Below are 21,888 nucleotides of genomic sequence, written 5' to 3'. Positions count from 1 at the left end.
GCTTCCCGCAGGATCGCGATCGTTAGACTCCCTCGCATGATCCCCGATCTCGGCAACGAGAAGCGCGCGCTGCGAGCCGAGCTCCGGCAGCGGCGACGCACCAGGACCACCACCGAGCGCGAGACCGACACCGAGTCGCTCACCGCCACCCTGCAGCGCTTCGCGGAGGAGCGGCAGCTCGAGTCCGTCGCGCTGTACCTGTCGGCCTCCGACGAACCGAACGTCCGCCCGTTCCTGAACTGGGCGTACGAGCACGGACTCCGCGTCCTGCTCCCGATCACCCGGGAGGACGGGCTGCTCGACTGGGCCGTCGGCGACGGGTCCTCGGAGACCGAGGGGCTGTTCGGCATGCCCGAGGTCGTCGGCGAGGTCCTGTCCCCGCTCGCGATCAACGACGTCGACGCGATCCTCACCCCGGCGGCGGCGGTCGCGCGCGACGGCGTCCGGATGGGCTGGGGCCGCGGCTACTACGACAAGACCCTCGGGTCCATGGCGAACCGCCCGCCCGTCTATGCTGTGATCTTCGACGCGGAGTACCTCGAGGAGGTCCCGCGCGAACCCCACGACGAACCCGTCGACGGCATCATCACGCCGTCACGCATCATCACGTTCCGGAGCTGACGTGCCCACCTACTCGTACCGCTGCACCGAGTGCGACACCGCGTTCGACATCAAGCAGTCGTTCTCCGACGCCACGCTCACCGAGTGCCCGACGTGCGGCGGTGTGCTGCGCAAGGTGTTCTCGCCGGTCGGCGTCACGTTCAACGGCGGTGGGTTCTACCGGACCGACTCCCGTCCGGCGCCGAAGTCGGAGGGCTCGAGCACGCCGGCGAAGTCCGAACCGAAGAAGGCCGAGTCCAAGCCGGCCGCGCCCGCGAAGCCTGCCGCGTCCTGACCAGCGTTCTCACTCCTCGATAGGTTGAGGTGTCGCCACCCGGCGGCCGTCCCCGACCCGGAAGGAGTCCCGTGAAGGGCTTCAAGGAGTTCCTGCTCCGCGGAAACGTCATCGACCTGGCCGTCGCAGTCGTCATCGGTGCCGCGTTCACCGCGATCGTGACCACGATCGTGAACGCGCTCATCAACCCCCTGATCGGCGCGGTGTTCAACGCGTCGAGCCTCGACGAGGCGCTCGTCTGGAAGATCCCGACCGTGTCCGGCGGACACGCGTCGATCCTCTTCGGTGCGATCATCGGCGCCGCGCTGAACTTCGTCATCGTCGCAGCGGTCGTGTACTTCGCGCTCGTGCTCCCGGTGAACCACCTCAAGAAGGTCGCGTTCGAGCGGGTCAAGAACGACGACGAGCAGACGCCGCAGGACGTCCCGCCGACCGATGTCGAGGTGCTGCTCGAGATCCGCGACCTGCTCCGGTCGCAGAACGGCGTGCCCACGAGCACCGGCAGCGGCGCCCACGTCGCCCCGTCGAATGCGCCGGAGGGTCCCGGCATCAGCGGCACGACGAAGCTCTAGCGCGCGGACGGACGCTCGGCGCGGATCGGCGCCGCACGACCGAAACCCGTTCGCACCACGGAACTCCGTGGTGCGAACGGGTTTCCGTTGTGCGCGGCCGGAACGCGCCAGCGACGGCCGCGGCGGGCGCGGCGGCGCGGGACGGGGCGCGCGCGGCGGCAGCGACGGGCGCGGCGGCAGCGACGGCCGCGGCGGCCGCGGGCTACGCCACGCGGGCGCGCTCGCGGCGGCGCTTCGCGCGCAGGGCGACGAAGTACTGCGCGCCGGCGAGCAGGTGCCCGGCGGTGCCGAGCCACACGAAGACGAGCGCCGTGATGCGGATCCAGGAGTGGTCCGACGCCCACGAGGTCGCCGAGAAGAGCAGCACCGGCAACCCGACGAAGAGCAGGGCCGAGCGGATCTTGCCCGTCCAGGACACGTCGAGGTCCGGGTCGCCGCCGAACCACACGCTCGACAGCAGCGCGAGCACGGCGTCGACGACCACGATGATCACGACGACGATCCACGGCAGCAGGCCGACGAGCACGAGCGACAGCACGATCGCGATGATGGCGAGGCGGTCGGCGACGGGGTCGAGCGCCTTGCCGAGCTTGGACGTCTGGTCGAACTTCCGCGCGATGAAGCCGTCCGCCCAGTCCGAGACGCCGAGCACCACGAGCGAGAACAGCGCCCAGCCGGGGTGGCTCGTCACGACCAGGATCACGAACACCGGGATGAGCAGGAACCGGAACAGCGTGATGAGGTTCGGCCAGGTCTGCCAGTCGGGACGCTGGCGCACTGCGGAGTCGGTCATCACGTGCTTTCTTCGGGGTCGGACCTCCAGGGTACCCATCACCAGTGGGGAGGTCGGTCCCCCAGCAGTCGGGCGTCGTTCTCCCCGCGGCCGTGCCGAGGCGGTTCCGGGGCCGGAGCGGGGTCCGATCCCGGCACCGGCTGGGTGGTGACGCGTCTGCGGACCCGTCCCGAGCCTCCGGTCCGGCCCTGGTCCGGTTCACTCCGGACGGGAGGCTCCGGTGCGGCCGCGTCGTCGACCCGCGTCCACGTGCCCAGCAGCTGGTCCGTGCCGGGCGTCACCGGACCGGCGGGCCGGGAGGCCCTCCGACTCATCGGCGCGCAGGACCCGACGTGGGCACGCGGGGATCGAGATCCTGCGTGCTCATCGGCGTGCAGGAACCGGAGGGATGGAAATCTCCTGCGTGGCCCCACGGTCGACGCCGAGGACCGACGCGACCGTGTTCGCGACCCGGTCCGGGTCGGAGAACAGCTGGAAGGCGTGCACGCGCACGTAGTGCCAGCCGAGTCGGCGGAGCACCTCGGGCCGGAGCCGCAGCGACTCGCGGAGGGATCCCTGCACGAGCGACGCGTCGGTCTCGATCGTGACGCAGACCCCGCCGTGCGCGGCCACCAGGCCGAGCTTGCCGCGGTGGCCGAGCGCGACCGGGATGCCGCGCATCTCGAGTCGGCGTGCCAGGTCGACGAGCAGCGGGTCGGAGTCGTCCGGCACGTACTCGGCGGTGGTGCGGGCACGGACCTCGGCGAGGATCTCGGCGAGGGCGACGGTGCCGTGGCCCATCCGCTCCGCCTCGATGTCGGACGGCTGGAAGCACGTGACGATCACCATGGAGCGGCGTGCGCGGGTCATCGCGACGGCGAGCAGACGCTCCCCGCCGGGCTTGCCGAGCGGGCCGAAGTCGCGGAGGACACGGCCGTGCGGGGTCCGGCCGTAGCCGATCGAGAACACGACGCGGTCACGGCTCTGCGCGACCGACTGCTCGAGCGTCGCGACGATGAACGGTTCGGCACGGTCGCCGATCACGAACTCGGTGAGGTCCTTGTGCCCGGCAGCAGCGGTGAGCACGGCCTGCTCGACGCGCACGGCGTGCTTCGCGGAGGCGGTGATGACCATGAGCGACTCGGTCGGACGGGTGCGGGCGTGGTCGATGACGAGCCGGACCACGCGGTCCACCTCGGCGTCGACGCTCTCCACCGCGCCGGACTCGGGGTCCGGGACGGCCTTGCCGTCGCTGACGTAGTCGAGCGCGATCGAGCCGTGCCCGAGGAACGAACCGGCCCACGGCAGCGACTCGATCCGGCCGCCGTAGAAGCGGCGGTTCACGAGCTCGGCGAGGTCTTCGCCGCCGGCGCGGTAGGACCGGGTCAGGGACAGGGTCGGCAGGAGCGTCGAGAGCTTCGCGAGCGCGGAGTCCGCGTGCAGGGCGTCGAGCGTCTCCTCGTCCACCTGCAGCGCACGGTGCGCGGGGTCGACGGCGATCCGGAACGGCGACGGGGTCTGCGTCACCGGGTCACCGAAGACGACGGTCTGGCGGGCGCGACGGACGGCGTCGACGGTCTCGGCGATGGTCACGGCACCGGCGTCGACGAGGATCACCGTGTCGAACGGCATCGTGTCGGCGATCTGCGGGACCTCGTACGGGGACGCGAGCCACACCGGCGCGATCGACCGGGACAGGTGCGGGGCGGAGTCCTGGAGCAGGCGCGAGGTGATCGCGCCGTCCTTGAGCTGCGACTTCAGCGCCGCGGCTTCTTCCGGCCAGTCGACGAGGCCGACCTTCCAGTTCTCGGCGAGCTGCCACGCGAGGCCCTGCGAGACACCGGCGGCGTGCGCGTCGTCGACGAGGCGGAAGTCGGCCTCGACCCGGTCGAGCATGTCGGTGTTCGCGCCGAGCAGCGCACGGTCGGACTCGAGCATCGTCTCGAGGGCGGACTGCCACCACGCGAGCTCGAGCTCCGCGGGGACCTGCGTGTCCGGGACGTGCCGGTTCGCGAGGTCGGTGATGAGCGGCTGGAGCTGCAGGTCGCGGAGGGTCTGCATGAGCTCGGTGCGCTCCTGCAGGTTGTGCAGGACGTCGGACTCCTCGGCCAGGGTGCCGATGTACGGCAGGAGCTGGTCGACGGGCATGTTCGCGAGCTGTTCGTCGCGGCTGGTGCGACCGAGCGGCTCGTCGAGGCGGGCCAGGTCCTCCACGACGTTCGAGAACAGCACCTGGACGTCCGCGATGCCCGTGGGGACCTCGGGGTTGACGCCCGCGGCGACGTAGCGCTGCCAGAGCACGCGCTGCTGCTGCACGCGGGTCAGTGCCTCGTGCAGGTCGGAGACGTGCACACCGGGGCGGACGTACTCCCGCGCGAGCTTCTTCAGCCGGCGTCGGTTCGTGGACGACATCGGGGCGCCCTCGCCGCGCGGGGCGGTCGCCGCCACGAGCTCGGACACCGAACGGTCGAAGACCACCGGCAGGAAGCGGTCGAGCGTGTCCCGGATCTCGGTGAGCAGGCGGAGGTAGATGCCGAGCTCGTTGATCGTCGTGAACTGCCGCATCCGGGTCGTCGCGATGAGTTCGTGCGCGCGCTGGAGCAGCGTCGGCAGGGACCCGCCGTGCAGGTCCTTGGCGATCTTGTGGGCGCGCTGCGCACCGTCGCTCGAGGAGAACTTCGCGCCGTACCAGGGCGAGTCGTCCGGGCCGTAGCGGAACTCGCCGAGGTTCGCCGCGCTGACCATCGTCTCGGCGACGCGGGAGCGGCCGGTGACCATGGCGCTGACGGACTGCTTCGACAGCCGCGCGGTCGTCGACGGGGGCACGGGCAGCAGCGACAGGCGGGAGAGCTCGACCAGGCAGTCGAGGACGCTCACGCCGAAGTCGGGGTCGGTCCGGGAGAGGCCGCCGCGGTAGTCGGTGAGGACCTTGCGGAGCCGGACGAGGGCGTCGTCGACCTCACGCAGGGACGGGCGGGTCGCCTTCTCGTTGCGGGCGATGGCCCGGACCACGTCACGGCGGAGGGTCGCGGGCGTCACGGCGACACCCGGCAGGTGCACCTCGCCGAAGCGGGCCGCGATGCCGCGGAGGGTCGCACGACGCGGGCTGACCACGAGGACGCGCTTGTTCGCGGCGACGAGGCCACCGAGTGCGTTCACGATCGTCTGCGTGCCGCCGGTGCCCGGCAGGGTCTTCACGACGATGGAGTTGCCGGCCGTGATCTGCGCGATCACGTTCTCCTGCTCGTCGTCGGCGTCGAGCAGCAGGGTGTCGGTGTCCGGGCTGCGCTCGTCCGACGGGGTCTGCTCGACCGGGTGGTAGGACTGCTCGACCTGCCACTTGGCGCTGGGGTTGCCGGCGAGGGCGTCGAGCACGGGGTGCGAGAGGTCCTTCGTGTCCTCGACCAGGCCGGTCGCGACCTCCGCGAAGGTCGAGACGACGAGCCGGGCGTGCACCGAGAAACCGGGGATGTGCGCCGTCAGACCACGCAGCCGGTCGATCACCGGGTTCGGGGTGAACGAGCCGTCCTGCTGCGCCAGCGCGACGAACGCCTGGGAGTCGAGCGTCACGCCGAACTGCTCGCGGAGCGCGTCGGCGAGTGCCGGGTTCAGCACGGGTTCGCCGAGGAGCCGGACCTCGAAGTCGCGGCCGTGGCGGCGGATCGCCAGCGGGCGGAGCAGCACCGGGCCGCGGAACTGCTCGTCGCCGCGCTGCCAGTCGGCCATGCCGATGCCGAGGTTCACGGCGTCGATGCCGCGCACGGTGGCGAGCTCGGTGCCCTTCGCCTCGACGTGGTTCGCCGCGATGCGGGCGGCGCGGAGTGCCACCTCGTCGCGGATCAGGCTCGAGAGCAGCGTGGTCTTGCCGGTGATGAACTGTGCGAGACCACCGGGGTGGGTCGTGGAGAGCTCGATGCGGGCGCGAGGGTGGTCCGCGAAGTGCACGAGCGGGCTGGAACCGCCGACGCCCGCCAGCTGTGCGCGCCAGGCGTCCCAGACGGGTTCCGCCGCGTTCGTCGCGGTGAGCCGCGGGTCGCCGAGGCTGATCGCGTGCGGGCTCGTCACCTGGAGCTCGGGGCGGAGCGAGCGGTCCAGCTCGTCGCCGTCGGTGTCGGTCTCGTCTGCACGGACGGCGTCGTCGCGGTCGGTGGCGTCGGGAGTGCTCGTCGTGTCGTCCTGCTCGTCGCGGTGCTGCTGGTCGTCGGGCCGTGCTCCCCCGGCGGCGCGCGCGTCCTCAGCGGGGACGTCGCCGTTCACGTCGTCCTCGCCGTCGGTCACCCTGTCCGCACGCCACACACGCCCACTGTAGGCGGAAGCGCACCAGCACTCTGGCAATGAACCGAGGTTTCGGGAGATCCGGGCGGTCCCGAGGCGGTCCCCCGACCCCGTCTGTGGTACCAACGTGGCATGGCCATCGACGACCGAACCGCTCCCCCCACCGCTGCTCCCTCACGGCGCCGGTCGGTCCCTGCCGAGATCTCCCGCTCGTGGCTCCTCGTCGCCGGCACCGCCTCGGACCGCTTCGAGTCGGCCTCCCGGTCCCGCGCGGACCAGATCATCCTGGACATCGAGGACGCCGTCGACCCAGCCGCGAAGCCCGCCGCCCGGGCCACCGTCGCCGACTGGCTGACCGGCGGCGGCGACGCCTGGGTGCGGATCAACGACGTGACGACCGACTTCTGGGCCGACGACGTCGAGGAGCTCCGCGGGCTGCCCGGCCTGCTCGGCGTGATGCTCGCGAAGACCGAGAGCCCGGCGCAGGTCACCGACACCTGGCACCGGCTCGGCGGCCAGACCCCGGTGATCGCGCTGGTCGAGTCGGCACTCGGCATCGAGGAGGCGACCTCCATCGCCCGCGCGCAGGGTGCGTTCCGCCTGGCCTTCGGCAGCGGCGACTACCGTCGCGACACCGGCACCTCGGCGGACACCCTCGCGATGGCGTACCCGCGGTCCCGGCTCGTCGTCGCCTCCCGCGTCGGGGACCTCCCCGGCCCGATCGACGGCCCCACCGTGGGCTCGTCGCACCCGATCCTCCGCGAGCAGTCCCAGGTCGCCGTGTCCCTCGGGCTCACCGGGAAGCTGTGCCTCGACACCGACCAGCTGCCCGTCATCAACGAGGTGATCTCGCCCACGTCGACCGACGTCGCCTGGGCGCAGGACTTCCTCGACGACTTCGAGGCCCGCGGCCGCGTGATCCGCGACGGCTCCGACCTGCCGCGACTCGGGCGTGCCCAGAAGATCCAACGACTCGCCGAGGCCTTCGGCGTCGAAGCACGTTAGGGGTTCCGCATGACCTGGTCAGCTCCCGAGCCCGGCCCCACGTCCGGCCCGCCGCCCTCGCAGTCGCAGTCGCAGTGGGAACGCGGCGGCTCGACGCTCTTCCCGCCGGGCAGGCTCGCCGACCGGATCTCCACGGTGCTGCTCCTGGCCTTCGGCGCGATCCTGGTGATCGTGGTCGCCATCGTGGCGCTGATCGCGACGATCTCGGCCACCGCGACGTGCGACGCCGCGACCGGGTGCTCCCCCGGCGGCTACATCGGCGGTGCCTCGCTCGCGGTGGGCGGGGCGTTCGTGATCGGCGTGGCGACGGTCGTCCTGGCGATCGGCGCGTGGATCCGTCGGCGCACCTCGTGGTGGATCGCCGCGGTGGGCTTCCTGCTGGCCGTCGCGTGCATCACGTGGGGTGGCGTGGTGTTCGCGGGCGCGGCCGACGGCGACACCTCGTCGTCGAGCAGCAGCACGATCTGACGCGGGCCCGTCGGCGCCGGACGTGACCGGGCGCACGTCCCACGTCGAGGCGTAGCGTCGCGCGCATGGGCAGGGTGAGCCGGACGACGGTGGCCATCGTGGGCGGCGGGCCCGCCGGAGTGGTCCTCGGGCTGCTCCTGGCCCGCGCCGGAATCGCGGTCCGCGTGGTCGAGAAGCACGACGACTTCAACCGGGACTTCCGCGGCGACACGGTGCACGCCTCGACGATCCGGCTCCTCGACGAGCTCGGCCTCGGCGACCGGTTCCGGGCGCTCCCGCAGTCCCGGCTCGACGACTTCTCGCTGCCGATGGCCGACGGTTCCCAGCTGCGGCTCGGCGACTTCTCGCGGCTCCGCCCGCCGTACGACCACGTCGCGATGGTGCCGCAGTGGGACCTGCTCGACATGCTCGTCGGCGCTGCCCGCGAGGAACCGTCCTTCGACATCGTGATGGGCCGTGCCGCGTCCGACCTGATCGTCGAGAACGGCCTGGTCGTGGGCGTGCACCTGCACCCGTACGGCGAACCCGACGGCGAGCACGACGAGCTCCGCGCGGAGCTCGTCGTCGCGTGCGACGGCCGGGACTCGGTGCTCCGGGCCGCGGCCGGACTGCACCCGCGGGAGTTCCCGGTGCCGTTCGACACCTGGTGGTTCCGGCTGCCCAAGGAACCCGGGGACGCCGACACCGCGCTCGTCCCCGCGTTCGACGGGAGCGACGTGCTCCTGAGCTTCCCGCGCGGCGACTACCACCAGGTCGCGTACTTCGCGCCAAAGGGGTCCGACGCTCGACTCCGCGCGCTCGGCGTCGAGGACTTCCGGGCGCGGGTCGCGCGGATCCGGCCGTCGTTCGCGGACCGGGTGTCCGCGATCGGCTCGATGGACGACGTGCACGTGCTCGACGTGCGGATGGACCGGTTGCGGCGCTGGTGGCGGCCGGGGCTGCTGTGCATCGGGGACGCGGCGCACGCGATGTCACCGGCGGGCGGGGTCGGGATCAACCTCGCGGTGCAGGACGCCGTCGCGGCAGCGGCGATCCTCGCGCCGGCGATCGTCGGCGGCGTCCGCGGACGGTCCCTGAACCACGCGCTCGCGGCGGTGGAACGGCGACGGACCCCGCCGGCCGTGATCGTGCAGGGCGCCCAGCGGATGCTGCACCGGGTGGTGTTCGAGCGCGCGTTCGCGGGGCGGCTGCAGGGCGGCCCGCCGATCCTGCCCGCCGTGCTGGCGAAGTACGTGCCACCGGCTCGCGGGCTCTACGCGCGGGGGATCGCGTTCGGCCCGCTGCCGGAGCACGCGCCGGCATGGGCGCGCCCGGCTGCCGACACCGAGACCGAGACCGAGACCGAGCAGACCTGAACGGGGCAGCTCCGCCCGGGCGCATGCTGGGCCCATGAAGCAGCGAACCATCGGCGACACCAACGTCAGCGCGATCGGCCTCGGCGGCATGCCGATGTCCATCGAGGGACGACCCGACGAGCGACGGGCCATCGCGACGATCCACGCGGCGCTCGAGGCCGGGGTGACCCTCGTCGACACCGCGGACGCCTACCACCTCGGAGGCCACGACGAAGTGGGCCACAACGAGGAGCTCATCGGGCGGGCGGTCCGCGAGTACCACGGCGACGCGGACTCGGTCCTCATCGCGACGAAGGGCGGGCACCTCCGCCCGACGGCCGGAGCGTGGACGCAGAACGGCGACCCGGCGTACCTCAAGGAAGCGGCGAAGGCCTCCGCGAAGCGGCTCGGCGTCGAGACCATCGACCTGTACCAGTTCCACCGCCCGGACCCCGCCGTGCCCTACGCGGACTCGATCGGCGCGCTCGCGGAGCTGCTCGACGAGGGCGTGATCCGGATGGCCGGCATCTCGAACGCCGACGTCGACCAGATCCGGCAGGCGAACGAGGTGCTCGACGGTCGGCTCGTCTCGGTGCAGAACCAGTACTCGCCGAAGTTCCGGTCGAGCGAGGTCGAACTCGAGCTCTGCGACGAACTGAGCATCGCCTTCCTGCCGTGGAGCCCCCTCGGCGGCATCGCCGGAGCGTCGGACCTCGGCACCACCTACCAGGACTTCGCCACGGTCGCCCGCGCCCACGGGGTCACCCCGCAGGTCGTCGCGCTGGCGTGGGAGCTGGCGAAGAGCGACGTCGTCGTGCCGATCCCGGGAGCCTCACGGCCGCAGTCGATCCTCGACTCGGTGACCGCGGCGACCGTGAAGCTCCGCCCCGAGGAGATCGACCGACTCGACCGTTCGGAGGCCGCTGCGGCCTAGTCGCAGACCTTGCTCATCGCCTGCGTGGAGGACTGCACGTCGGTGATCGAGTCCTGCAGCTTGGTCGAGTCCACCGACTTCGGGTCCTTCGAGAAGGCCTCGAGCTGTCCGACGAGGTTCGAGAACGACTGCTCGAACCCGGCGGCGGTCTCGTGGACCTCCTTGTTCGTCACCTTGTCGGTGGCGGCCTTGAGCTTGCCGTCGAAGTCCTTCAACGTCGCCACCGCAGCGGTCGGGTCGCTCTGGAACTTCGTCATCTGGGACTGCAGCTGGGTCGACACGGACTTCATGTCGCTCTCCAGCGTCTTGCAGGCCTCGGCCTTGCTCTGCGTCGCCACCGGCTTCGCGGCCGTGGTGGCGTCGCCGTCGGATCCGCCCGAGCCGGACGCGCAGCCGGCGAGCAGGACGACGGCGACGGCAGCCGTGGTGAGTGCAGCGAACTTCTTCATGGTGATCCCCCTGGAGCAGATGGTCGAGACCCCGGCCGGGGTCATCGATGCGTCACCGAGCGTACATCGGAGCCGCACAGGCGGCCGGGCGTCCACGAGCGCCCGACGCGTACCGTCGAGGGCATGCAGGCCATCACCTTCGACCACCCGGGGGACGAGACCGTCCTCTCCCGCACCGAGCTCCCCGACCCGACGCCGTCCGACGGCGAGGTCCTCGTCGAGGTCGCCGCAGCCGGGGTCAACAACGCCGACCTGCAGCAGCGGCAGGGCAACTACCCGCCGCCGCCCGGTGCGTCCGACATCCTCGGCCTCGAGGTCTCCGGCACGATCCGTGCGCTCGGCCCAGGGGTGACCGGCTGGGCCGTCGGCGACCGCGTCTGCGCGCTGCTCTCCGGCGGCGGGTACGCCTCGCTCGCCGTGGTGCCCGCGACGCAGCTGCTCCCGGTGCCGGACGACCTCGACCTGGTCAGCGCGGCGGCACTGCCCGAAGCGGCGTGCACCGTCTACTCGAACATCGGCATGCTCGCCGGGCTCCGTCCGGGACAGACCCTCCTGGTCCACGGCGGGACCGGCGGGATGGGCTCGCACGCGGTCCTCTGGGCGAAGGCGCTCGGGGCCCGGGTGATCGCGACGTCCGGCGGCGAACGGAAGGTCGCCGCGTCCCGCGAGCTCGGCGCGGACCTGGTCATCGACCACCGCACCGAGGACTTCGTCGCACGCTCGACGGACTTCACGGACGGCGCCGGCGTCGACGTGGTGCTCGACGTCGTCGGGCCCGCGTACCTGGCGCGGAACCTCGAGGCCCTCGCGCCGAACGGGCACGTCGCCGTGATCGCGTCCGGCAGCGGCACCGAGGCCACGCTGCCGTTCGGGCTGCTGATGCGGAAGCGGGCGACGATCAGCGGGACCACCCTCCGCGCGCGGCCGCTGGCGGAGAAGGCGGAGATCGTCGAGGCGGTCCGCTACAACGTGTGGCCGTTCGTCGCGGACGGCCGGGTCCGTCCCGTGGTCGACGCCGTGCTGCCGCTCGCCGAGGCGGGTGAGGCGCACCGGCGACTCGCCGCCGGCGACGTGATCGGGAAGCTGCTGCTCACGCCCTGATCGCGCAGCGGCGCGCGGCGGCGCGGCGGGGCGCGACCGACTGGAGGCCCGGTGCCGGTCCGGCGGACCGGCACCGGGCCTCCAGGCGGTCGCCGTCAGGGCACGCGCGTCACGCGGCCGCTCGGGCCGACGCCACCACCTGCATGCACTTCTCGCCGAAGGTCGCGCGGAGCAGCGACGCGGCGTCCTGGTCGGCGTCGAACAGCGACGGCATGTCGATGGCGAGCATGACGCTGAAGATCATCCCGCTGCCGAGGAACCCCTGCACCTGCTCGTCCGGCATCCCCGCCTCGTCGCGGAGGAAGCGGTAGATCGCGAGGAAGCCGTCCCGTGCCGCCTGTCCGATCGCCGGCTCTGCGCCCGAGACGAACGCCTGGAGCAGCATCGTGTGCAGCCCCCGAGTGGCGGACAGGTCGATGAACTGCTCGCCGATCGCCTGTGCGCGGCGGTGTTCGTCGGCGTCGGACGGGAGCGCTGCGAGCGTGGTGCGCCATGCGTCGACGAGGGCCCCGAGGGTGGCGTGGAACACCTCGAGGAACAGGGCTTCCTTCGTGCCGAACATCCGGACGACGTAGGGCTGGCTGATCCCGGCCGCCGTGGCGATCTGGTCGGTGGTGGTGCCGTTGTAGCCCTGGCGGCCGAAGAGGTCGCGGGCGGCCTCGAGGATCATCGCCCGACGTTCGGCGGCGGGCATCCGTGCGGATCCGGAACTCATGGTTGACAGGTTATCAGTCGATTACTACAGTCCACCAGTGTAGTAATCATCCGATTACCAACAGAACGGAACCCTCCCCATGAAGCGACGCATCCCGGTCTGGCTCGCCATCGCAGCCGCGTCCCTCCCGATGTTCATGGCGACCCTCGACAACCTCGTCGTGACGAGCGCCCTCCCCGCCGTGCACGCGGACCTCGGCGCCTCCGTCGAGGAACTGCAGTGGATCACCAACGCCTACACGCTCTCCTTCGCCGCGCTGATGCTGCTGGCCGTCGGACTCGGCGACCGGTTCGGCCGCCGGCACCTCTTCATCGCCGGCATCGGCGTCTTCACGATCTCCTCCGCGTTCGCCGCGATGAGCACCGACCCCACCGCGCTCATCGTCTGGCGCGCCGTCGAGGGTGCCGGCGCGGCGGCGATCATGCCGCTGTCCCTCACGCTCCTGGTCGGCAGCGTCCCGGACCGGCTCCGGACCGTCGCGATCGGGGCGTGGGGCGGCATCTCCGGACTCGGCGTCGCGCTCGGCCCGCTCATCGGCGGCGCCGTCGTCGAGGGGTGGAGCTGGGAGGCCATCTTCTGGCTCAACGTCCCGGTCGGGATCGTCGCCGTCCCGCTCGCCCTCCTGGCACTCCCGAACACCCTCGGTGCTCGCGTGCGTGCGGACTTCCTCGGCGTGGTGCTCGCCGGGCTCGGTGTCCTCGGCGTGGTCTTCGGGATCGTGCGGGGCAACGACGCCGGCTGGACCTCGGCCCAGGTGCTCGTCGGACTGGTCGGCGGAGGGCTGCTCCTGGTGGCGTTCGTCGTCCGGCAGGCAACGACCAGCGCCCCGCTCCTGCCGCTGCGGTTCTTCCGCGACCGGAGCTTCGCGCTCGCGAACGTCGTCGCGATGACGTTCTCGTTCGGAGCGTTCGGTGCGGTGTTCATCCTCATCCAGTTCCTGCAGGTCGTGCAGGGCCGTTCCCCGCTCGAGGCCGGCGTCTGGACGATGCCCTGGACCCTCGCCCCGATGGTGATCGCGCCGCTCGCCGGCATGGTCGCGCCCCGGGTCGGGACCCGCGTGCTGATCGCCGGCGGGATGGCGTTCCTGTCCGCCGGACTGTTCTGGATCGCGGGCGCGATGTCCGCGGACGTGACGTTCGCCGGTCTGCTGCCCGGGTTCCTGCTCGCGGGGATCGGCATGGGCGCCGTGTTCGGGCCGATCTCCACCGCGGTGCTCGCCCGGATGCCGCAGGAGGACCACGCGAAGGCCTCCGGCGCGAACTCCACGCTCCGGGAGATCGGCGTCGCGCTCGGCATCGCCGTGCTGACCGCCGTGTTCACCGGGGCCGGCGGGCAGCTGACGCCGACCGGGTACGTCGACGCGGCGCAGCCGGCGGTGCTCGTCGGGGCGGGCGTGGTCGCGGTCTCCGCGCTGGTGGCGTTGTTCCTGCCGGCGGGGCGCGGGGTCGCGGCGGCGGCGCCGGAGGCGGCGGGCGCCGCGCCCGCGGGCGTGCCGGACGCAGCGACCGCGGTCGGCGCGGCGCCCGCGGCGGCCGCGCCAGCGCCCTCGCCCGCGCCGGCCGCGCCAGCGCCCTCGCCCGCGCCGGCCGCGTAGCGGCACGCCGCACAACCACGGCCAGCTCGCACCACGGGATCACGTGGTGCGAGCTGGTTGCTGTTGTGCGGACCCCGACCGAACCGCCTGGAGGCTCGGTGCCGGTCCGGCGGACCGGCACCGAGCCTCCAGGCGGTCGCCGTGGACACCGCAGTGGCCGGGGCGCGCTACGCGCCGACGCGGGAGAGGAACTCGACCAGGGCGGGGTGCTGCGGCGCGTCGAGGAGCTCGGCGGGAGCGCCCTGCTCGACGACCTCCCCGCGGTGCAGGAACACGATGCGATCGGCCACGTTCCGCGCGAAGTGCATCTCGTGCGTCGTCATCAGGATCGTGGAGCCCTGGCGCTGCAGCTCAGTGACCAGGTCGAGCACCTCCCCGACGAGCATCGGGTCGAGGGCGCTCGTGACCTCGTCGAGCAGGAGCAGCTCCGGGTCGGACGCGATCGCCCGGACGATCGCCACGCGCTGCTGCTGCCCGCCGGACAGCCGGTCCGGGTACGCCCCCGCGAACTCGCCGAGCCCGATCCGGTCCAGCAGCCGACGGGCGGTCGTCTCGGCGGTGGCACGGTCGATCCCGTGCACCTTCCGGGACGCCAGCGTCACGTTGTCGAGCACGGTGATGTGCGGGAACAGGTTGAACTGCTGGAAGACCACGCCGATCCGGGCCCGGGTGGCGTCGACGTCCACCCGCGGGTCCGAGATGTCCGCGCCCTGCAGGAAGATCTGTCCGTCGTCGATGCCCTCGAGCAGGTTCACCGTCTTGAGCAGTGTCGACTTGCCGGAACCCGAGGCCCCGATGACGCAGATGACCTCGTGCCGGTCGACGGTGAGGTCGATGCCGCGCAGGACCTCCTGGTCGCCGAACGACTTCCGGAGCCCACGGAGCTCCAGCACCGGTGCGGCGGGTGCGGTGCTCATACGGCTCCCCCGATCTGCTCGCGACGCTGCTGCCGGCGGGCGATGGCGTCGGTGACGCGGATGAGCGGCAGGCTGATCACGACGAACAGCAGGCCGGCGACGAAGTACGGCGTGAAGTTGTAGGTCTCGGCCTGGGCGATCTGGGCCGAGCGGACGGCGTCGACCGCGCCGAGGATCGAGACGAGCCCGACGTCCTTCTGCATCGAGACGAAGTCGTTCATCAGCGCGGGCGTCACCTTGCGGATCGCCTGCGGCATCACGACGAGCCGGAGCGTCTGCACATGCGAGAGCCCGAGCGACCGGGCGGCGAGGCGCTGCGAGGGGTGCACGGCCTCCATGCCCGCACGGAGCACCTCGGCGATGTACGACGAGTACGTCAGGACGATCGCGACGGTGCCCCACACCTCGGCGGGCAGGCGCGGGAAGATGCCGAGCCCCGGGATGCCGTACCCGACCAGGTACAGGACGATGATCAGCGGCAGCCCGCGGAACAGGTCGGTGTAGCCGGTGGCGAGCATCCGCAGCGGGAAGAAGACCGGGTTCGTCAGGCCCCGGACCACCGCGAGCAGGGTGCCGAACACGGCGACGCCGATCGCCGCGAAGAACAGGATCCGGATGTTCAGCCAGAGGCCGAGCAGGATGTCCGGGAACGTCGACGCGGCGACGCCCGGGTCGAAGAACGACTGCTGGACGGCGGCCCACCCGGGGGTGTTCACGACACCGAAGTACACGATCGCCAGGACGACGAGCGTCGACGCGATCGACACCAGGATCGCCCGGCGTCCACGCTGCCGGCGGAAGATCTGCCGTTCGAGCTCGATCTGACTCGGCGCGGGCGACGTGACGGGCGTGCCCGCTCCTGCTGGGAGGGTCACGCTACTGCAGGACCGGGGTGTTCGTCTCCGACGACAGCCACTTCGTCTGCAGGTCCTGCAGCGTGCCGTCGTCGTCGAGCGTCTTCAGGGCCTTGTCGACCTTGCTCGTGAGTTCCGAGTCCTTCGGCAGCACGAAGCCGAACTGGTCGCCCTTGCCGTCGGCCGGGAACTGTGCGGAGACGGTGCCGTCGTCGAGCTGCGAGGCTGCCATGTAGAACGCCGTGGGCAGGTCGGTGACGATGGCGTCGATCTGACCGGACTTCAGGGCGAGGACGGCGTCGTCGTTCGAGTTGAAGACCTGCGGGGTCACCCCGAGCGTGTTCTTCACGCTCGCGATGCTGGTCGAGCCGGTCGCCACACCGATGGCGTCCTTCTTGAGCGCGGCGACGGTGGTGTCGTCCGCCGCGTCCGACTTCGTCGTCGTCACGACGGCCTGCGTGGTCGTGTAGTACGGCGAGGACATGTCGACGGCCTTCTTGCGCTTGGCGTCGATCGAGAACTGCTGGACGTTGAGGTCCCAGTCCTTCGGGCCGGGGGCGATCGCGCTGTCGAACGTGCTGCGCTTCCAGACCACGTCGGACTTGTCGTAGCCCATCTCCTTCGCGACGGCGTAGGCCACCGCGGACTCGAAGCCCTTGCCGGACTGCGGCTTGTTGTCCTCGACCCAGGGCGAGTACGCCGGCTGCCCGGTCGCGATCGTGAGCTTGCCGTCGGTCACCGTGCCGTCGGCGCTGCCACCGCTCCCCGAGGCGCAGGAGGACAGGGCGAGCGCGGCGACGGCGGCGGTCGCGACGGCGAGGGAGAGACGCAGGGTACGGGTCACGGTCGGGCCTTCGTGAGGGGGTCGAGGGGGCAGGGAGAATCGTACGGGGAACTGGTACACCACCGCGACCAGGGCGTCACGGAGCGCCTCAGGCCAGGGAGAAGTCCTCGAACGAGAAGCCCGGCGACACCAGGCAGCTCACGAGCACCTCGCCGTCCCCGGGCAGCGTCCGCTGCCACACGCCCCCGCGGACGAACGCCTGTGCGTCGTTCACCCGGTCGCGGCCGGCGTCGGGTCCGAGGGTGATCTGCTGCCCCGGCTCTGGCTGGTCGCCGTCGCCGCCGAGCTCGAGCACGACCGAGTCCGGCCCGTGCCACATCCAGATCTCGTCGCTCGTCACCCGGTGCCACGCGGAGGCTTCGCCCGGCGGCAGCAGGAAGTGGATGAGCGTCGCGGCCGGCCGCTCGCCCGCCGCCGTCGTGACCGTGGCCGGCGAGGTCCACGTCCGGACGTACCAGCCGCCCTCGGGGTGCGGTTCCATGCCGAGTGCCGCTGCCCGGCGCGGGACGTCGAGCCACTCGATGAGCTCGCCGTCGACCGTTCGTCGTGCCACCTGATCGTTCATCGGACCATCATCCCGCGCCGAGACCCTCCGACCCACCGTCGAGCGCCCGCACCGTGCCGCGGATGACCGTGGCGGCAGCCCGACCGGCGCCGTCCTCGACGAGTTCGGCCAGCGCGTCGGGCACCGTCCGGGCATCGACGTCGAACACGGCGAGATCGGCGCGCGCCCCGACGGCCAGGTGTCCGATCCGGTCCGTTCCGACCGCAAGTCCCATCGCGTGCGCTCCGCCGAGCGTCGCCGCGGCGAGCAACCGCTCGTGCAGGTCACGGTCGCCGTACCCCTGTGCCCGGGCGATCCGGTGCAGCGCGGTGACGTCCGCCATCAGGTCGAGCGACGGCGACGAGGACAGCGAGTCGGTGCCGATGGCGATGGGACTGCCCTCGCGGAGGTAGTCCGCGACCGGCGGCGGGTCGAGTCCGATCACGGCGTTCGACCGGGGGCAGAGGGCGACGGCGGTGCCGCGCGCCCGGAGCAGCGCCCGGTCCGCCGCGGTCATGTAGACGCCGTGCGCGATGTGGCAGTCCGGCCCGAGGACCCCCAGCCGGTCCACGAACGAGGTCGCGCTCGCGCCGAACCCGAGCGCGCGCATCGCCCGGAACGAGGGCACGTTCGCCAGGTGCCAGTCGGTGCCGTGCTCGAGCGAGGTGGCCAGCCGTTCCCCCTCGAAGGCCGCTTCGCCGAGGTGCAGGTGCAGCCGCAGTCCGCGCTGCCGGACGATGTCGGGCAGTTCCAGGAGCGGCGCGACGTCGAGCGAGTACGGCGCGTGCGGCGAGAGACCGGCACCCGGGGTGGTGGGGATGCGCGCGAGCTCGTCGAGGACCTGGTCGCGGCCGTGCTCCTGCCAGGCCGCGTTCTCCCAGTCCATCACCTCCCAGTAGGCGATGCCGCCGAGCCCGTGCGTCTCGAGTGCGGTCGCCGCCTCGATGTCGGTGACGATGTCCGCGATGCTCGTCACGCCCGCGGCGATCGACTGCGCGGCCCCCTCGGCGGCTTCGGCCCGCCAGTCGTGCGGTTCGGCGTACTCCTCGTTGAAGGCGGCCGCCCAGTCCTCGAACCCGTCGTACTGGCCTCGGCCGACACTGGCCATGCCGGTGTACTGCAGGTGCGAGTGCGCGTTGACCAGGCCGGGCAGCAGCGCCCCGCGCCAGCGTCGCTCGGTGAACGGCGTGCCGTCGAGCTGGTCCACGACCCAGGAGCGCTCGCCGACGTGCAGGATCCGCCCGTCGCGCACGGCGACGGCACCGTCCGCGATCGGCGGCGCGGTCATCGGGACGACGATGCGCGCCGAGTGCACGGTCGTCGGGTGGTCGCTCACGACGGGTCCCCGAATCGGCGGGTCCGGACGTCGGGCTCGCGTTCCGCAGGCTGTTCAGCAGGACTGACGGGAGGCTCGGCTCGGCTCCCGAACGCGGCCAGCGCCACGCGGGCGGTCGCCTCGTCCACCTCCGGGTCGATGGGCACGACGGCGCGCGGCAGCTCGTCACCGTGCTCGAGCAGCATCCGGACGGCCCCGAGCTGCACGGCGAACGACAGGTCCATGATCTCGATCGGGTTGCCCTCGGCCGCGGTGATGTTGATGCACCCGCCGTCGTCGAGCACGAGGACCCCGTTCTCGCCGCCCGGGAACGTGAACCGCTCGGCCTTCGGCCCCACCGTCGTCCGGGTGGCACCGGCGGCGAGCGCGTCGTCGATCGCGATCTCCTGGTCGACCCCGCCGGCGACCGCGACGACGGCGTCGGGAGCGCAGGCCCGCAGCGCCTCGACGGTGATCGTGCCGCGGACGCCCGTCGCGCTCATCACCAGGTCGGCGTCACGGACGGCGTCGACGAGCGGTGCGACGGCGTACCCGGCGAACTGCGCCTGCAGCGCACGGACGGGGTCGGTCTCGGTGACCGTGACCCGGAAGCCGAGCGCGCGGAGCACCAGGGCGACCCCCTCGCCGACGTGCCCGAACCCGGCGACGACAGCCGAGCCTCCCGTCAGCGCTGGGTGAGGAGTGGCGGACGTGAGCCGGTCGACCAGGTCGAGCACCGCGAAGACCGTCGACTGCCCGGTGCCGTACCGGTTGTCGAAGAACGTCTTCGTGCGGGCGTCGTTCACGGCGATCACCGGGATGCCGAGCTGCCCGCGCTCGGCAAGCACCCGGAGGGGGCGGAGGCCGCTCGTCGTCTCCTCCGCTGCGCCGAGCATCGCCCCGAGCAGGTCGGGCCGTTCCTGGTGCGCGAGCCGGATCAGGTGCGAGCCGTCGTCGAGGAGCACGTGCGGCCGCGTGTCGAGCATCGCGAGCGCCAGGTCCTTCTGCTGCGCGAGCGTCGCGGTGCTGCTCGCGTGCACGGTCATCCCGGTGGTCCGCAGCGCCTCCGCGACGGCGTCGTCGGTCTCGTCGGCGTGGGCGTAGACGACGACGTCGGCGCCGGCGTCGCGGAGGAGCAGGCTCAGGACGGCGGTCTTCGGCTCGAGGACCATCGCGACGCCGATGCGGGTGCCGCGGAGCAGCCCGCCGTCGCGGAGTTCGGCGGCCACCGCGCGGGAGACCGGCATCGAGCGGCGAGCCCAGCGGAGGCGCGCATCGGCTGCCGGGTCGTCCTCCGGGTCGCGGCCCGTCGAGACGAGGAACACGTCGTCGGACAGCATCGGGACGCCGAGGACGCCCGGTCGTGCCGGGGCGACGGGGCCGAAGGCGTCCTCGTCGACCGCGGGGAGGTGCCGGCCGGCGTCGATGACGACGAGGGTGCTGCCGCGGGGGCGGTCGGCCTCGTGCTCGATCGCCGGGGTGCTCTCCTCCGGGGTGCCGAGGCACCAGAGCTGGTCGGCGTGGTCGTGGTCGTGTTCGTGTTCGGTTGTCTCGCGCGCGCCGAGGCCGGTGAGCAGCGCGCGGAGGACGGCCGCGTCGCGGGGGTCGCCGCCGACGATCCGGAACCGACGGGCCGCGACGAGCAGGTTCGTGGTCCTGGCGAAGTGCCGGACGGCCGCCGATGCCCAAGCTCGCGTGGCTGCGTCGGGTCCTGGGGGCATGGTCTCAGCGTAGGGCCGCGCGCTCGGGCATCTCGGCGTGCGGCGTGCGGCGCCTGCCGTGCGGCGTGCGGCGTGCGGCGTGCGGCGTGCGGCGTGCGGCGTGCGGCGGTCAGCCCAGTGCGTGCGGTGGCGGTGCGTCGTCCCAGCCGGTCGCTCCCACGGGAACCGCTGCTGTCGCCCGGCGGGCACGGTTCCGGAAGTGCACCTGCACGCCGATCAGCACCGCGACGCCGATCGCCGACACGATCGCGAGCCCGACCAGGTAGAGCATCGTCGCGAGTCCGGCGATCGCCATCGGCACCGTCCCGTCCTGCGCGGCGGAGAGCGGCGTCCCCGTGAGCACGAACGCCAGCACCGTGGAGATCGTCGAGTTCGAGTCGTACAGCCCGTGCAGCAGCGAGACGACGACGTACGTGACCAGCACGGTCCACGTCCACCGGAACCGGGGACGGCCGTGCGCGACGCCGAACAGCACGGCGCCGAGGATCGCCGTCCAGAGCACGTGCCCCACCGGCGACAGGATCGCGCGGAGGACCTCGGTCTGCAGCAGCGACACCAGGTCGATGCCACGCGACGTGATCGCGGCGTTGAACGCGTAGCCGGCGGACTCGAACGCGGCGAAGCCCGCACCGACCGTCGCGCCGAGGAGCGCCCCCTGTCTCGCGGTCTTCGGGCGCACCCGCCAGCCGACGACCACGAGCAGCACGCCCTTGACGAACTCCTCCACGAAGCCGACCAGCAGGTAGAGCGCCGCGCCCTGGCGCAGGTTCGACTCGAGCAGGGACGCCCCGAGCACGCCGAGGATCCCGCCGACGAAGAACGCCGTGACGAGCTGCATCGTGCTCACCGTTCCGGTCACCCGCTCGATCACGAACAGCACGACGGTGAAGGGGACGAGGAAGCTGCCGAGCAGGATGATCGTCGGCACCAGGTTGGTGTTGCTCGTGAACACCGTGACCACGATCGTCACGACCCAGAGCACGAAGCCGACGACGAGCGTCTTCCACCACCAGCCGTGCCGGTGGTGCGGGTGGTCCACGGGTGCGTCGCTGGTCAGGGCCATGCGCCCATCGTGCCGCGGCGACCGGGCGACTGCTCACGGGAATGTCCGACGTCGGTCCGTTGTAGTGGACAGCATGAGCGACGAGACCTTCGACCAGGTGACCATGTTCGGCGCGGACTGGTGCCGCGACTGCCGGCGTTCCAAGGCGCTGCTCGACAAGCTCGGCGTGGCGTACACGTACGTCGACGTCGAGGTGGAGGCCTCGGGGGCGTCCCGGGCGGAGGCGATCAGCGGGCGGAAGAACATCCCCGTCGTCGTGCTGCCGAACGGGAAGCACTTCGTGGAGCCCTCGGACGCCGAGCTGCAGGCGGAGCTGGAGCGCGCCGGCGCGGTCTGAGCTGGAGCTCGCCGGCGCGGTCTGAGCTGGAGCGCGCCGGCGCGGTCTGTGCTGGAGCTCGCCGGCGCGGTCTGAGCGCAGTACTCCCCGAAAGCGACAGTGGTCCGCCGGAAACGGCGGCTCCACTGTCGCTTTCGTGTACCCGTTGTCGCGCCCGACGCTCGACCGGTCCACGAGCG

General features: G+C 72.1%; 21 protein-coding genes. 10 read left to right on the top strand and 11 right to left on the bottom strand.

Going from position 1 to position 21,888, the window contains the following annotated elements; all coding sequences use genetic code 11:
• The first annotated feature begins 36 nt into the window (after window positions 1-36).
• The 3 genes from EDF27_RS06215 to mscL all read left to right on the top strand — a co-directional run bounded on the left by EDF27_RS06215 (window position 37) and on the right by mscL (window position 1,467).
• The gene (locus EDF27_RS06215) at window positions 37-621 is read left to right on the top strand and encodes a 5-formyltetrahydrofolate cyclo-ligase (RefSeq protein ID WP_132047718.1); all 585 of its coding nucleotides are present in this window, start codon (window positions 37-39) and stop codon (window positions 619-621) included.
• Window position 622: 1 nt separating this feature from the next.
• On the top strand, window positions 623-895 hold the full coding sequence (locus EDF27_RS06210) for an FmdB family zinc ribbon protein (protein WP_123656239.1): 273 nt from the start codon (window positions 623-625) through the stop codon (window positions 893-895).
• 71 nt (window positions 896-966) lie between these two features.
• Window positions 967-1,467 (top strand): large conductance mechanosensitive channel protein MscL, encoded by a 501-nt coding sequence (gene mscL, locus EDF27_RS06205; RefSeq protein ID WP_123656240.1) that lies wholly within the window; start codon window positions 967-969, stop codon window positions 1,465-1,467.
• A 202-nt stretch (window positions 1,468-1,669) separates the two neighbouring features.
• Here mscL and EDF27_RS06195 read toward each other — a convergent pair whose 3' ends face one another.
• Together EDF27_RS06195 and EDF27_RS06185 are read right to left on the bottom strand one after the other, a co-directional pair.
• Window positions 1,670-2,260: a CDP-alcohol phosphatidyltransferase family protein gene (locus tag EDF27_RS06195; protein ID WP_165931372.1), complete on the bottom strand. Its 591-nt coding sequence runs from the start codon at window positions 2,258-2,260 to the stop codon at window positions 1,670-1,672.
• 363 nt (window positions 2,261-2,623) lie between these two features.
• A complete protein-coding gene (locus tag EDF27_RS06185; protein WP_243698232.1) occupies window positions 2,624-6,304 on the bottom strand; it encodes an AAA family ATPase in 3,681 nt (1,226 codons plus the stop codon).
• 342 nt (window positions 6,305-6,646) lie between these two features.
• Between EDF27_RS06185 and EDF27_RS06180 the strand changes: the two genes are divergently transcribed.
• The 4 genes from EDF27_RS06180 to EDF27_RS06165 all read left to right on the top strand — a co-directional run bounded on the left by EDF27_RS06180 (window position 6,647) and on the right by EDF27_RS06165 (window position 10,255).
• Complete coding sequence (locus tag EDF27_RS06180; protein WP_123656243.1) at window positions 6,647-7,519, top strand: CoA ester lyase; 873 nt, start codon at window positions 6,647-6,649, stop codon at window positions 7,517-7,519.
• A gap of 9 nt (window positions 7,520-7,528) precedes the next feature.
• The gene (locus EDF27_RS06175) at window positions 7,529-7,987 is read left to right on the top strand and encodes a DUF6264 family protein (RefSeq protein WP_123700760.1); all 459 of its coding nucleotides are present in this window, start codon (window positions 7,529-7,531) and stop codon (window positions 7,985-7,987) included.
• A gap of 65 nt (window positions 7,988-8,052) precedes the next feature.
• Entirely contained in the window at window positions 8,053-9,342 is a 1,290-nt protein-coding gene (locus EDF27_RS06170) for an FAD-dependent oxidoreductase (protein ID WP_123700761.1), read from the top strand.
• Window positions 9,343-9,376: 34 nt separating this feature from the next.
• Window positions 9,377-10,255 (top strand): aldo/keto reductase, encoded by an 879-nt coding sequence (locus EDF27_RS06165; protein ID WP_123700762.1) that lies wholly within the window; start codon window positions 9,377-9,379, stop codon window positions 10,253-10,255.
• Here EDF27_RS06165 and EDF27_RS06160 read toward each other — a convergent pair.
• On the bottom strand, window positions 10,252-10,704 hold the full coding sequence (locus EDF27_RS06160; protein WP_123656247.1) for a hypothetical protein: 453 nt from the start codon (window positions 10,702-10,704) through the stop codon (window positions 10,252-10,254). The genes EDF27_RS06165 and EDF27_RS06160 overlap by 4 nt on opposite strands.
• Before the next feature lie 123 nt (window positions 10,705-10,827).
• On the opposite strand from EDF27_RS06160, the gene EDF27_RS06155 reads away from it, so the two are divergent.
• Entirely contained in the window at window positions 10,828-11,805 is a 978-nt protein-coding gene (locus EDF27_RS06155) for an NAD(P)H-quinone oxidoreductase (protein ID WP_123700764.1), read from the top strand.
• Between the two features lie 109 nt (window positions 11,806-11,914).
• Here the strand turns inward: EDF27_RS06155 and EDF27_RS06150 are convergent, their stop codons facing one another.
• Window positions 11,915-12,520: a TetR/AcrR family transcriptional regulator gene (locus EDF27_RS06150; RefSeq protein WP_123656249.1), complete on the bottom strand. Its 606-nt coding sequence runs from the start codon at window positions 12,518-12,520 to the stop codon at window positions 11,915-11,917.
• A 79-nt stretch (window positions 12,521-12,599) separates the two neighbouring features.
• Here EDF27_RS06150 and EDF27_RS06145 point away from each other — a divergent pair, with 79 nt between their 5' ends.
• Window positions 12,600-14,114 carry a DHA2 family efflux MFS transporter permease subunit gene (locus EDF27_RS06145; RefSeq protein WP_123700765.1) on the top strand — a complete coding sequence of 505 codons (1,515 nt, stop codon included), beginning with the start codon at window positions 12,600-12,602 and terminating at the stop codon, window positions 14,112-14,114.
• A gap of 167 nt (window positions 14,115-14,281) precedes the next feature.
• Here EDF27_RS06145 and EDF27_RS06140 read toward each other — a convergent pair whose 3' ends face one another.
• The 7 genes from EDF27_RS06140 to EDF27_RS06110 form a co-directional block, all read right to left on the bottom strand.
• The gene (locus EDF27_RS06140; RefSeq protein WP_123700766.1) at window positions 14,282-15,031 is read right to left on the bottom strand and encodes an amino acid ABC transporter ATP-binding protein; all 750 of its coding nucleotides are present in this window, start codon (window positions 15,029-15,031) and stop codon (window positions 14,282-14,284) included.
• A complete protein-coding gene (locus tag EDF27_RS06135) occupies window positions 15,028-15,906 on the bottom strand; it encodes an amino acid ABC transporter permease (protein ID WP_123656252.1) in 879 nt (292 codons plus the stop codon). Before EDF27_RS06135 ends, EDF27_RS06140 begins: the two co-directional genes overlap by 4 nt.
• A gap of 1 nt (window position 15,907) precedes the next feature.
• Complete coding sequence (locus tag EDF27_RS06130; RefSeq protein ID WP_123700767.1) at window positions 15,908-16,729, bottom strand: ABC transporter substrate-binding protein; 822 nt, start codon at window positions 16,727-16,729, stop codon at window positions 15,908-15,910.
• 88 nt (window positions 16,730-16,817) lie between these two features.
• Entirely contained in the window at window positions 16,818-17,294 is a 477-nt protein-coding gene (locus EDF27_RS06125) for a cupin domain-containing protein (RefSeq protein WP_123656254.1), read from the bottom strand.
• A gap of 7 nt (window positions 17,295-17,301) precedes the next feature.
• The gene (locus tag EDF27_RS06120; RefSeq protein ID WP_311316790.1) at window positions 17,302-18,609 is read right to left on the bottom strand and encodes an amidohydrolase family protein; all 1,308 of its coding nucleotides are present in this window, start codon (window positions 18,607-18,609) and stop codon (window positions 17,302-17,304) included.
• Window positions 18,606-20,309 (bottom strand): adenosylhomocysteinase, encoded by a 1,704-nt coding sequence (locus tag EDF27_RS06115; RefSeq protein ID WP_123700768.1) that lies wholly within the window; start codon window positions 20,307-20,309, stop codon window positions 18,606-18,608. The genes EDF27_RS06120 and EDF27_RS06115 overlap by 4 nt, the downstream gene beginning before the upstream one ends.
• Window positions 20,310-20,418: 109 nt before the next feature.
• Window positions 20,419-21,372, bottom strand: a complete 954-nt coding sequence (locus tag EDF27_RS06110) for a PrsW family glutamic-type intramembrane protease (RefSeq protein ID WP_123700769.1) — start codon at window positions 21,370-21,372, stop codon at window positions 20,419-20,421.
• A gap of 73 nt (window positions 21,373-21,445) precedes the next feature.
• Here EDF27_RS06110 and EDF27_RS06105 point away from each other — a divergent pair, with 73 nt between their 5' ends.
• Window positions 21,446-21,709 carry a glutaredoxin domain-containing protein gene (locus EDF27_RS06105; protein WP_123701403.1) on the top strand — a complete coding sequence of 88 codons (264 nt, stop codon included), beginning with the start codon at window positions 21,446-21,448 and terminating at the stop codon, window positions 21,707-21,709.
• Window positions 21,710-21,888 lie beyond the last annotated feature (179 nt).

Origin of the sequence: Curtobacterium sp. PhB136, assembly GCF_004346855.1 — a bacterium.
Classification (GTDB): Bacteria; Actinomycetota; Actinomycetes; order Actinomycetales; family Microbacteriaceae; genus Curtobacterium.
The sequence above is the reverse complement of the archived record's forward strand: the minus strand, read 5'-3'. Positions and strand labels throughout refer to the sequence as shown.

Coding starts and splice junctions, on each gene's coding strand:
- EDF27_RS06215 (WP_132047718.1), top strand. CDS start 37: ATGATCCCCGATCTCGGCAACGAGAAGCGCGCGCTGCGAGCCGAGCTC.
- EDF27_RS06195 (WP_165931372.1), bottom strand. CDS start 2,260: ATGACCGACTCCGCAGTGCGCCAGCGTCCCGACTGGCAGACCTGGCCG.
- EDF27_RS06180 (WP_123656243.1), top strand. CDS start 6,647: ATGGCCATCGACGACCGAACCGCTCCCCCCACCGCTGCTCCCTCACGG.
- EDF27_RS06175 (WP_123700760.1), top strand. CDS start 7,529: ATGACCTGGTCAGCTCCCGAGCCCGGCCCCACGTCCGGCCCGCCGCCC.
- EDF27_RS06170 (WP_123700761.1), top strand. CDS start 8,053: ATGGGCAGGGTGAGCCGGACGACGGTGGCCATCGTGGGCGGCGGGCCC.
- EDF27_RS06165 (WP_123700762.1), top strand. CDS start 9,377: ATGAAGCAGCGAACCATCGGCGACACCAACGTCAGCGCGATCGGCCTC.
- EDF27_RS06160 (WP_123656247.1), bottom strand. CDS start 10,704: ATGAAGAAGTTCGCTGCACTCACCACGGCTGCCGTCGCCGTCGTCCTG.
- EDF27_RS06155 (WP_123700764.1), top strand. CDS start 10,828: ATGCAGGCCATCACCTTCGACCACCCGGGGGACGAGACCGTCCTCTCC.
- EDF27_RS06150 (WP_123656249.1), bottom strand. CDS start 12,520: ATGAGTTCCGGATCCGCACGGATGCCCGCCGCCGAACGTCGGGCGATG.
- EDF27_RS06145 (WP_123700765.1), top strand. CDS start 12,600: ATGAAGCGACGCATCCCGGTCTGGCTCGCCATCGCAGCCGCGTCCCTC.
- EDF27_RS06140 (WP_123700766.1), bottom strand. CDS start 15,031: ATGAGCACCGCACCCGCCGCACCGGTGCTGGAGCTCCGTGGGCTCCGG.
- EDF27_RS06125 (WP_123656254.1), bottom strand. CDS start 17,294: ATGAACGATCAGGTGGCACGACGAACGGTCGACGGCGAGCTCATCGAG.
- EDF27_RS06115 (WP_123700768.1), bottom strand. CDS start 20,309: ATGCCCCCAGGACCCGACGCAGCCACGCGAGCTTGGGCATCGGCGGCC.
- EDF27_RS06110 (WP_123700769.1), bottom strand. CDS start 21,372: ATGGCCCTGACCAGCGACGCACCCGTGGACCACCCGCACCACCGGCAC.
- EDF27_RS06105 (WP_123701403.1), top strand. CDS start 21,446: ATGAGCGACGAGACCTTCGACCAGGTGACCATGTTCGGCGCGGACTGG.